The sequence below is a fragment of the Methanospirillum hungatei genome (assembly GCF_020216685.1).
Lineage (GTDB): Archaea > Halobacteriota > Methanomicrobia > Methanomicrobiales > Methanospirillaceae > Methanospirillum > Methanospirillum hungatei_B.
In genome coordinates, this window is record NZ_JAIWNS010000093.1 from 1 (window position 1) to 9,980 (window position 9,980).

Consider the following 9,980-nt stretch of genomic DNA (forward strand, 5'->3'; position numbering starts at 1 on the left):
AAAAAAAAAACAGGTAAAAGACTGACAATTACATTCTTCATCAGTATACCAGTGGTAAACCATTTCAAAGTTATTGATGATCTCATCAGTCCCTTCAAGCCCGATCGGGCCGAAAAAGATTACCGGCGTATTCATCATATCCCGGTTATGCTGTATGTACAACTCACTCATCATTGCTTCCGATTCAGGTCCGGTTGAAAGATTTACCATTTCAACATCAATATCAGGATGGTCAGACAGGTATTTCTCCAGGTATTCATGGACCGGAATACAAGGGCCGCATTCCAAGTCATAAAAGAACACGACCGGGGCTGAATTATGGGCAGGCTTTGTTGAGTTTACCATTTCATAGAGATCATCGATAGTAAGCTCTGATCCATCTTCAGCAAAAATGGTTGCATTCACCGGCAGAATCACAATACTCATTATCACAAACAGAATTGCAAATAACTTTTGATAGAGGCTGAAATATCTCATCATGAACAAATCCCAGTAACTTTGATACATAAAAATAGAGGCGAACTGATTCAATTATTTTCCTTCTATGATTACCCTGAATTTACACACCAAAAAAAAGAAAACTCCGTCGGCTATTTACACCAACGGAGCAACCGGTTGATCTCCGGACACCTGAAAGACCGGTGATGGCAGGGAAATATCAAGGGCCTCTTGTAATACCTCATCTACCGTTTCGACCAGGATAAAGGTCAGTTCATACCTGACATCCGCAGGAATATCTGCAAGGTCACGCTCATTCTCCTTTGGGAGAATAATTCTCGTTATCCCGGCACGATGAGCAGCAAGCACCTTCTCCCGAATCCCACCAACCGGTAAGACCGACCCACTCAAAGTCACTTCACCGGTCATGGCAAGGCGGGAATCAACCCTCTTCCCGGTGAAGAGAGAGACGAGAGCAGTAAAGAGAGTGATACCAGCCGAAGGACCGTCTTTGGGCGTTGCACCGGAAGGGACATGAATGTGGACATCACTTGCCATGAAGTCGATATGAAGTGGACTATGGGCAAACCTGGAGCGGATCAGGCTCATCGAGATATTTGCCGACTCTTTCATCACATCCCCCAGCTGACCGGTGAGTGTAAGTTTTCCGGTACCGGGCATGAACGTCCCTTCGATAAAGAGGATATCTCCCCCGACCGGAGTCCAGGCAAGCCCGGTTGCAACCCCCGGAGCCAGTGCCTTCTTTGCTATCTCATACCGGTGAACCTCTTTCCCCAGGATCATCGGAATGTGATCAGATGTAATCATAACCGGAGCGGACCATGTTTCTGAGACAATCTTCTCTGATACATACCTGGATATCCGGTCAATCTGCTTTTTCAGACCACGGACACCTGCTTCATGAGTGTACTTGTCAATGACGAGACGCAGTGCATCATCTTCCACCGATAAAACCTCTGCATGAAGGCCATGTTCATCCAGGGATTTTGGAATGAGGTGCTCCTTTCCGATGGAGAACATCTCCTGCTTGGTATACCCTGGTATCTCAATCAGTTCCATCCGGTCAAGAAGCGGTCCGGGGATGGTTGCGAGGGAGTTTGCCGTTGCGATGAAGAACACATCTGATAAGTCATACGGGACTTCAAGATAATGATCAGAGAACGTGCTGTTCTGTTCAGGGTCCAATACCTCCAGAAGAGCACTTGCCGGATCGCCGGAGTAGGAAGATGACAACTTGTCTATCTCATCCAGAACAAAGATCGGATTCTTCGTCCCTGCTCTTCTGATACCCTGAATTATCCGACCAGGAAGGGCACCAACATACGTTCGCCTATGTCCCCGGATCTCTGCCTCATCCTTCACTCCGCCAAGGCTTATTCTGACATATTTTCTGCCAAGAGCATCGGCAATACTCTTTCCAAGACTTGTCTTCCCGGTCCCCGGTGGTCCTGCGAGGAGGAGGATAGAGCCCTGCTTGTCATGCTTGAGTTTCATTACTGCCAGGTGCTCAATAATCCGGTCTTTGACCTTCTCAAGTCCGTAATGATTTCTCTCCAATATACGCCTGGTTTCTCCGATGTCAATACCGGCCGGTTTTGTTGTCACCCAGGGAAGATCGAGCAGGAGATCCAGGTAATTTCGGATAACCGGGCTCTCATGCCCCTGGTTTCCGCTGGATTCCAGTTTTTTCACTTCTGCAAGGGCTTTCTTCTTCACCTCATCAGGCATCGATGACTGTATGACCCGGTCACGGTATCCGGCATCTTCCGATGAAGAGCCATTCAGATCTCCCAGTTCCTCCTGCATCGCCCGAATCTGTTCTCGAAGCATGGCCTCACGATTACTCCGGGCTGACTTCTCTGATACCTTCTTGGTCATCTCAATCCGGAGACTGATATTCTCCTTGCAATCAAGAAGAATTCCAAGGAACATGAGATAACGGGTCCGGAGAGAGTCAGTCTCAAGGATCTCCTGCTTCTTCTCTACAGAAACCGGTAAGAACGGCATGATGAATCCCATGAGCTGATCAATGGACTCCATCTGACCGGCCGGCCCGATTATATGGTCTGAGCCCTGGAAGACATGCCCAATATCAAAGATCGTCTTCTTGATCTCATCGAGGAGTTCCCTCTGCCCCTGTTCATCAATATCCTGAATGTTCGGGATCACCGTACAGGTTGCATACAACCTATCACCATGCGGAATTACCGAATCTATCCGTACCCGGTCAAGGGCATGAACCCCAAGGAGGTATCCGTCCCCGGTTTTATGGATAAATGATACCTCAAGGAGGTTTCCAATGGAATACAGATTTTCTTCAGTGAGATTGGAAGGATCAGTCTCACTATGCACCGATACTCCGATCAGATGAGAATTATCCGGACGGCTTAACTCATTGATGAGTACTGCTCCGGTCTCCTCATCCACCAGAATCTTCGTCCTCGTATGGGGGAAAATTACCGTGTTTATGAGTGGGAGGAGATAATTCGCATTGAGATGGTCTGTACTTGTTGCATTTGTGGTTGTCATGGTTTGTTTAGTTTGTTTTTGCCTAACTATCCAGTCAGATAAAAAAAAATTACCTGACTTTTTTCAGGAGTGTGATAAGGAGGTCAATCTCCTGCTCATCCAGTGAAGCAATGACCCGGTCAATGACCTTCTGCAGGGCTTTTTCTTCGGCACGTGCAATCATTGCTCCTTTGTCGGTAAGCCGGATATACTGAATCCTTCCGTCATGGGGACAGGATTCCCGGTATACACAATCCATCCGGCTCAATTTATGGATCATGCCAGTGATCGTTGGTTTGGAGTTTTGTGTGATTTCGGCGAGTTGTGAAAACGTAACATCCTGATGTTCGTCAATGAGCTTCAGATAGGCGATCTGTTTCATCGTGATATCTGAAAGACAGCATTCAGAGAAGATCCCACAAGAGCATTCAGCTTTCAGCCTGATCAGGTGATCAAATATCCGGAAGAGGTGCTCATGAGGATCATCCATACTGCAGTACCGATTAGTTAGGTATTCCCAAACTATAAATCTTCTGCCGGTTACTCTTAAAGAGAGTGATTCTATAGTATCCGTTCAGGTGACATCGATTATGGAAGACCTTTATGAAAGGTATGAACGGGATGGGTCCATTATATGAAACACTGTACCTGGTCTGATGGCGGGTTCAGTCAGAAATTGAGTTCTTGCAGAGACAGACGCTTGGGAGAAGTTCAAACCCTGGTTGAGATATTGGATGAGGGAACACATACCTTGAGAGATACCCATTCTACGAAATCATAAAAAACCGCAATCCTCACCGGAAAAAAATTAGTAATTGAGGTTTATTGGAACATCAAAGCTGGCCGATCCAAGTGGATTTACCCCATGCATCGGTGCGTTCGTTTTCACCGGTCCAGGGTCATCGACCTGCTGTCCATCACCCAGCCAGTCACCGTCAATATCCTCTTCTGCCATGGATGCCCAGGGCCACTGGGTGACTGTGTTATCTTCACTCATCGGATCCGAATACAGCAGATGGCAATGATATGCACCCTCTTCCAGTCCACCATCAAATGCATTACAGACAAAACAGCTCCAATATGAAGCCCTGAACCGCTTCCCATTATCGAACGAATACCCGGTAAACCCGACATTCCATGATTTGCACCGGGTCTCATCCGGATTTGAAATCTCTCCCCTGATAAGATGAATATACCCGCTATCATCAACTAACTTCCTCTGGAGCATCATTCGGGCAAGTTCCGTCTCCCTTCCAGCCTCCTTGAACAACTTTTCCTGCGTTGTGGGATCAGCAATATCTTTGAGGTTTAAGGCAATCTGATCAATGGTTGTCCCAAGATATCTCCTCTTCTCCCTGATGGTAATCGTGAAAGGAACACCGGCAGAATTGAAATATCTTCCTTCAAGATTACATTCCGAATTTCTGGTCAATTCAATATATGGAGGCCACTCGATCCGATACCTGTCAGTATTCCCAAATAACCAGTCTCCTTCCTTCATACTGTAGATAAGAGATTTCCCTCCATATACCTGCCCTTGTGAATCAGTGTAGGTGTCACAGGCTTCAGAGTAACTATTCGGCACATACTCCCCGTATCTGTCCATAACCCCGCCCATGGGATCTACATACTGACCAAACTGATCAAAAAATCCCCCAAAGGTATCATAATCCCGTCCGGTCACCGGATCATAGGATGGAGATGCCCCATATACCGGTGAAATCAGCAGGGAAAATATCAGAATGAGGATCATGACGGATAGAAAAACCCAATATCTTCTCATGATAATCATCTGATACTCGTAAGGCTCAGGGGAAAATATTTGTCCCATCCTGACCGGTATGAACATGGAGATGTCAATGGAATACCAGTACCTCATTCAGGGAATAATCGCAACCTGTGTCGGAATTCTTCTTTGGTGGCTTTCAGATAGCATATCAGTCCTAGCGCCGTTTCCTCTCTATGCAGGGGTATTGCTGACGATAGCAGGGATAATTACCATCATAGTCGGGACTGTCGTTCAGGCACTCAAAAAATAGAGCAGGGTTTTCTTTTCAGACCAGGTTCAGACACGAACGGATCAGCTGTTCGATATCATCAAGATCATAAGTAATAATTGTGTTATCCTCCTGGTAGGGGACAAGTGAACGGCCGATGACGCAATACATCTCCTTTCGCTCTGAAGTACCCCATTTTACGAGGGCTGCTTTCTTTCTCAGGCTCTGAACAATTTTTTCAACCTGAACATTGTCCTGCCATTTACACTCACAGAAGAGGATGGTATCTGATTTCGGATCAATGGCTACGAGATCAATCTCCTGCTCCTTATGCCACCATCGCCCTATATCTGAAAATCTAATCGGAAACAGACTGTGTTTATTGAAAAGATAGAATATATCCAGAATTATCTCCTCAAACCTGGGACCGATATAGTGTGATAATTGGGGAGCAATATATTCATGATATACAAATTCTGATTCGCCCATTTCTATCTCTTTCCGATATGGGTATACAAACCGGAACCAGAAAGAAAACAGGTTGTCGTTGATGAGATATACCCCCTTCCGGCTCATTGAACCGGACAACACGGGAGTTTCTCTTCGTATTACCTGTAAGTCTGCAAGGGTTGCAAGATACTTCGAAACCAGGCCCTTTTCAAGACCGCAATCATTGGCAATGAGCCCGATTGTGGTATTGCCAATAGCAATTGAGAGAAGGATTGAATAATAATACCTGGGCTCTTTCAGTTCCATCCGAAGAACAAATTCCACGTCCCGATACAGGAATGCATCTTCTCTGAGCAGGTTCTGACATACGATCTCTTCGATATCCTGGAAGGGCTCATCAATGAGACAGTACGCGGGTGTCCCTCCAAATATTGCATAGAGGGTTATAGCCGTTCGCAGATCATTGACGTACGGATAATAATCAATAAACCGGAATGGTTTTAGCAATATCTGCCCGGTCCTTCTCCCATAAAGCGGGCTTTTGTAATGCATGAGTTGAGATTTTACAAGCCCGATACTCGAACCTGATACTATCAGATAGAGGTGAGTTTTTCCAAGAGTGGTATCCCAGTAATACTGAAGAAGAGAAGTAAGGGATGAATCTTCCTGAACAAGGTATGGAAATTCATCAATTGCAATAACCACACGCGTATCGCTGTGTTTTGAAAGATATACAAAAAAGGCATCCCAGTCTGGAAATGGTGCGTGTAATAGATAATCATCCTGAAAAAATATCGCTAAATCAGAAGATATACGTTTTAACTATAGATGTTTTGACTCCTCTCTGGCCAGGAGCGGAATCCCACCTACCTGACTGATGAACTGATCGGTAAGTTCACTCTTTCCAACCCGTCTTCTTCCATACAAGATCAGTAATTCTGCCTTCTTACTATGAAACCTTCAAATGAGGGCTGATAATTCGGTTTTCCGATTTATGAACATACTTCAAAGTAGTCTACTTGAAAGTATAATAATTTCCTTGGTTCCTGGATACCAATAACAAAAAATGAGGATTATGATTCAACGGCAAACGCTATTGCTTTCTTGTATACCGATGAAACCCCGTCATTATTGATAACACAGAGATCCAGTTTCCCTGATTTGACTTCATCTGATAGTGGAGCATCGATCTTCACCCGGATCTTCATGGTATTGTGGGTCAGGACCGGTTTTGGCTGATATGAGAACCAGGTCAGACTGTCGCCGGCAAGAAGGACCTCACACGGCTCCATAAATTCCCTCCCGGTAATGATTACATCGCTGGGTTTGTCAGGAGTAAGAACCGGAGCCTCTACCGAGATGATTACCGGCGGGATCTGTTTTCCCGTGATCTCGAATGGAACGGTAGCCTTTCCGGTCTTCGTAGTGATGACAAGGTTCCAGGTTCCCTGCTCTGCATCTTCCGGAATGTCAATCATTACGACGCCATACTTCTGGTTTTCGGTAAAGCAGTAATTGTACGCCTCAATTCCAACATTGTCTTTGACCAGTGTGACATATACCGGGGAGGAAAAATGATCGCCATAGATCTTAATTCCCATGGTATTGCCAGCCCCGCCGGAATATGGGTAGATGCTGGTGACATGAATCCCCCGCTCATTGACGATCTTCTCACTCATGCCAGCAAACCGGGGATCTGATACCGGTTCTTCCAGGGTCTGCTCAGGAGTTACCTCCGGAGTTGGAGTGATTTCAGGGGTGAGGGGAATATCGACAGATGCATTCAGGTCATCTACCAAAAAAGGCTGCGACCCGTTCAGGACTGTAATATTCACCACACCGGTTCTCATATCTCCTGCACTGGCCCTGATTGAGTACACACCTGGTTGCACGGTTTCAGGGATAGGGACCAGTACGGATCTCTTGGTGCTTCGGAGGATAAGACCAGGAACCTGTGAACCGACGCCGATTCCAAGCAGTTCAGAATCAGGGATTGCGGTAAAATTAATCCGCTCACCGAAGAGTTTGACCGTATCAAGAGACCAGAGCCGTTCTTCGGTGTTCTTTAAAACTGCACCATCTTTCCCGGCTATGGTCATCGCCGAGACATCCAGGTTCAAGGTAAACTCTACCTCATCGCCGGGAGCCACTTCATCGGGGAAGGCAGACAGACTTCCCTTGAGGAGCATGGTGCCGCTTGGAGGTGCGGAATCACCGGTCCAGGTGGTAAACCCATGTCCAAAATTCTCAAAAAATGGCCCATTAAAGATAATCTGCTCTTCAGAGACTGCTGCATGGGCAGAACAGGAGAACAGAATGAGGATCAGAATCGTCAGAACATACCGGTATACTCCATCAAATGCATATCTCTGTGCATGAATACCCATAATTTCACCGAACATTAAAAAGGAGATTGCAAGTTCCGGAATTTATTTGTTCCTGAAAAAAACGGCATATGAGTTTGGCACTGATGGCAGTAAAAGTGATCAACCGGAATGAATATGCATTTTTTCCAGTCACACGCCAGATTTTGATTCATATTTCCGCTCGTACATATCGATAGCCTCCATTCGGCCTGAGGTATCATCCGGACTGATAACTATATCACCTGCTTTAAGACCAAAATAATCAAGGATCTCCCTGATGAGCGGGATATCCATAAACCCCTCCACATTGCCGGATGAAAGCGACACGATGATCTGGTGTAATGACTTTTCTACCATGGAGAATATCGTTTCACCTTCGTCCCCATAGGAGATATCAAGCCCTGATTCTTTAAGCAGGTGAATCATCGCATCCATATCGCTATCGGCCGGAATCTTGTTGTCCAGAGCAGACTGATCTGCCATCCCTGGAGAAGAAGGAGTATCAGCAGATACACTGTTTCCAGCAGATACTGGAAGAACGGATCCACAGATCAGAACGGTCAGGATGAAGACGATGAACTTCATGATGATCTGGATGAGATGTATCAATTCACCGGTCCGGGAAATGAAATTGACATTAGACAATATGGTCTTTTCTTCCTCATAACAACCTCGCTATGAAATCCGTACAGATCATATCATTCATTATCTCAAAAACCCAATACCCAATCCGGAGAACACCATGAGAAGATCTTATACGCTCCTGTTACCGGGAATCCTTATAGCAGCAATATTTCTCTGCGGATGCAGTGCTCTTTTTCAAGAGCCGACAGTAACGGTGGGATCGGTTGACCTTGCATACATCAATGCCACGGACCTTGGTCTTGACGTTACTCTTGACATAAAGAACCCGAATGCGTTCGGGGTGACGTTTCAAAAAATCACTGCCGATGTCACATATCTCAAAGATGGAAACTGGGAACCGCTCAGTCATGTTGAGACAGGAACTCTTGACATAAGCACCGGTCAAAGTTCGGTTCTGCTTCCGGTGTCTGCAAAGAATGCAGATCTCATCAAAGCAGGATTTCAGGTCCTTCTGCAAGGTGAGATAACAATCCAGGTTGAGGGAATTGCACAGCCGTCCTTCTTTGGATTTGCTCCGGAGATCCCGTTCAGTAAAACGAAAACTATCCCCATCTCACTCTAAGAGAGATGAGGAATCAGGTGGAAGAATCACCCTGGCATTTTTTTTCCGGCAGGGAGCACCCGTTATGAAGCAGGTATTCTGAGCCCCAGGCACAGAGCGACTCGAGCACAGGAATAACAGAGGTCCCAAGGGCCGTGAGGGAGTATTCTACCCGTGGGGGGACTTCCGGATAGATTTTCCTGCTGATCACCCCGTCGTCTTCCAGTTCCCGCAGTTGTTTTGTCAGCATCCGGGGTGATACCATCGGTAACCGTTCGGTCAGCTGGGTAAACCGAAGGGTTCCTCCTTTGAGCTGCCAGATGATAAGAGCCTTCCATTTTCCGCCAATTACGTCCAGGGCGGCCTCAACCGGGCAATGATACGGACCTTTTTCATTCATGGATGGTCTTTTACTATTGATTAGGATGCAATTATTTATAATATAATTACTACCAATAGTATAGTAATGATACGTAAGGAACAATCGTGGGAACGAATAGGAAAGGTTCCTTCTTACCCCTGATTATCCTTGTATCCGATGGAGAAAAGAATGCCAGTAATATCTATTGAAATGGGACCGACCACTCCGGAAAAGAAGCAGGAACTCATACAGGCACTCACCACAGCGGCTGCAAAGATCACAAGTATCCCTGAACAGTCATTCATTGTTCTGATTAAGGAATATCCTCTTGATGCCATCGGTGTCGGGGGACAGCCATTGTCACAGAGGAACTGATAATCTGAAGATTGCCCCCGTTAAAATTAAAAATATTGTACACAAGTCAAAAGAGTTCAATTACCATGACCACAATCACCATCGCCCCATCAAAATGTAACGGATGCAAAATCTGCATGTCCCTCTGCCCCTATGGCATCCTTGAGATGAAAGAGGGAGAAAAAGTCGCTTCTCCTAACCCGGACATGATACCGTTCTGCAGTAAATGCGGCCATTGCAGTGCAGTCTGCCCACAGGGAGCAATTGATGTTGACTATGACGGGGCAGGACCAATTCCC

At 46.1% G+C, this 9,980-nt stretch carries 12 protein-coding genes; 4 read left to right on the forward strand and 8 right to left on the reverse strand.

Annotated elements, in window-relative coordinates:
* The 4 genes from LDL35_RS05585 to LDL35_RS05600 form a co-directional block, all read right to left on the reverse strand.
* On the reverse strand, positions 1-426 hold a 426-nt coding region (locus LDL35_RS05585), incomplete at its 3' end, for a hypothetical protein (RefSeq protein ID WP_304020278.1).
* Positions 427-594: 168 nt separating this feature from the next.
* Positions 595-2,988: an endopeptidase La gene (gene lon, locus LDL35_RS05590; protein ID WP_304020279.1), complete on the reverse strand. Its 2,394-nt coding sequence runs from the start codon at positions 2,986-2,988 to the stop codon at positions 595-597.
* Positions 2,989-3,037: 49 nt separating this feature from the next.
* Entirely contained in the window at positions 3,038-3,457 is a 420-nt protein-coding gene (locus LDL35_RS05595; RefSeq protein ID WP_304020281.1) for a MarR family winged helix-turn-helix transcriptional regulator, read from the reverse strand.
* Between the two features lie 318 nt (positions 3,458-3,775).
* Positions 3,776-4,750, reverse strand: coding sequence for a hypothetical protein (locus LDL35_RS05600; RefSeq protein WP_304020282.1), 975 nt, complete (start codon positions 4,748-4,750; stop codon positions 3,776-3,778).
* A gap of 64 nt (positions 4,751-4,814) precedes the next feature.
* On the opposite strand from LDL35_RS05600, the gene LDL35_RS05605 reads away from it, so the two are divergent.
* Entirely contained in the window at positions 4,815-5,006 is a 192-nt protein-coding gene (locus LDL35_RS05605) for a hypothetical protein (protein ID WP_304020283.1), read from the forward strand.
* A 15-nt stretch (positions 5,007-5,021) separates the two neighbouring features.
* On the opposite strand, the gene LDL35_RS05610 is transcribed toward LDL35_RS05605, so the two are convergent.
* From LDL35_RS05610 to LDL35_RS05620, 3 genes are all read right to left on the reverse strand, one after another.
* Positions 5,022-6,227 carry an ATP-binding protein gene (locus LDL35_RS05610; protein ID WP_369694888.1) on the reverse strand — a complete coding sequence of 402 codons (1,206 nt, stop codon included), beginning with the start codon at positions 6,225-6,227 and terminating at the stop codon, positions 5,022-5,024.
* 260 nt (positions 6,228-6,487) lie between these two features.
* Complete coding sequence (locus LDL35_RS05615; RefSeq protein WP_304020285.1) at positions 6,488-7,801, reverse strand: hypothetical protein; 1,314 nt, start codon at positions 7,799-7,801, stop codon at positions 6,488-6,490.
* A 129-nt stretch (positions 7,802-7,930) separates the two neighbouring features.
* Positions 7,931-8,365: a hypothetical protein gene (locus LDL35_RS05620; RefSeq protein WP_304020286.1), complete on the reverse strand. Its 435-nt coding sequence runs from the start codon at positions 8,363-8,365 to the stop codon at positions 7,931-7,933.
* A 157-nt stretch (positions 8,366-8,522) separates the two neighbouring features.
* On the opposite strand from LDL35_RS05620, the gene LDL35_RS05625 reads away from it, so the two are divergent.
* Positions 8,523-8,987, forward strand: coding sequence for an LEA type 2 family protein (locus tag LDL35_RS05625; protein WP_304020288.1), 465 nt, complete (start codon positions 8,523-8,525; stop codon positions 8,985-8,987).
* Between the two features lie 13 nt (positions 8,988-9,000).
* On the opposite strand, the gene LDL35_RS05630 is transcribed toward LDL35_RS05625, so the two are convergent.
* The gene (locus tag LDL35_RS05630) at positions 9,001-9,366 is read right to left on the reverse strand and encodes a helix-turn-helix domain-containing protein (protein ID WP_304020289.1); all 366 of its coding nucleotides are present in this window, start codon (positions 9,364-9,366) and stop codon (positions 9,001-9,003) included.
* A 150-nt stretch (positions 9,367-9,516) separates the two neighbouring features.
* Here LDL35_RS05630 and dmpI point away from each other — a divergent pair, with 150 nt between their 5' ends.
* Complete coding sequence (gene dmpI / locus LDL35_RS05635; RefSeq protein ID WP_304020291.1) at positions 9,517-9,702, forward strand: 4-oxalocrotonate tautomerase DmpI; 186 nt, start codon at positions 9,517-9,519, stop codon at positions 9,700-9,702.
* Between the two features lie 65 nt (positions 9,703-9,767).
* Positions 9,768-9,980: 4Fe-4S dicluster domain-containing protein (locus LDL35_RS05640; RefSeq protein ID WP_304020292.1), on the forward strand; the 213-nt coding region annotated here is incomplete at its 3' end.

Bases quoted from the DNA above. Each gene is read 5' to 3' on its own strand.
- lon (WP_304020279.1), bottom strand. From the start codon at position 2,988: ATGACAACCACAAATGCAACAAGTACAGACCATCTCAATGCGAATTAT.
- LDL35_RS05595 (WP_304020281.1), bottom strand. From the start codon at position 3,457: ATGGATGATCCTCATGAGCACCTCTTCCGGATATTTGATCACCTGATC.
- LDL35_RS05600 (WP_304020282.1), bottom strand. From the start codon at position 4,750: ATGAGAAGATATTGGGTTTTTCTATCCGTCATGATCCTCATTCTGATA.
- LDL35_RS05605 (WP_304020283.1), top strand. From the start codon at position 4,815: ATGGAGATGTCAATGGAATACCAGTACCTCATTCAGGGAATAATCGCA.
- LDL35_RS05615 (WP_304020285.1), bottom strand. From the start codon at position 7,801: ATGGGTATTCATGCACAGAGATATGCATTTGATGGAGTATACCGGTAT.
- LDL35_RS05620 (WP_304020286.1), bottom strand. From the start codon at position 8,365: ATGAAGTTCATCGTCTTCATCCTGACCGTTCTGATCTGTGGATCCGTT.
- LDL35_RS05625 (WP_304020288.1), top strand. From the start codon at position 8,523: ATGAGAAGATCTTATACGCTCCTGTTACCGGGAATCCTTATAGCAGCA.
- LDL35_RS05630 (WP_304020289.1), bottom strand. From the start codon at position 9,366: ATGAATGAAAAAGGTCCGTATCATTGCCCGGTTGAGGCCGCCCTGGAC.
- dmpI (WP_304020291.1), top strand. From the start codon at position 9,517: ATGCCAGTAATATCTATTGAAATGGGACCGACCACTCCGGAAAAGAAG.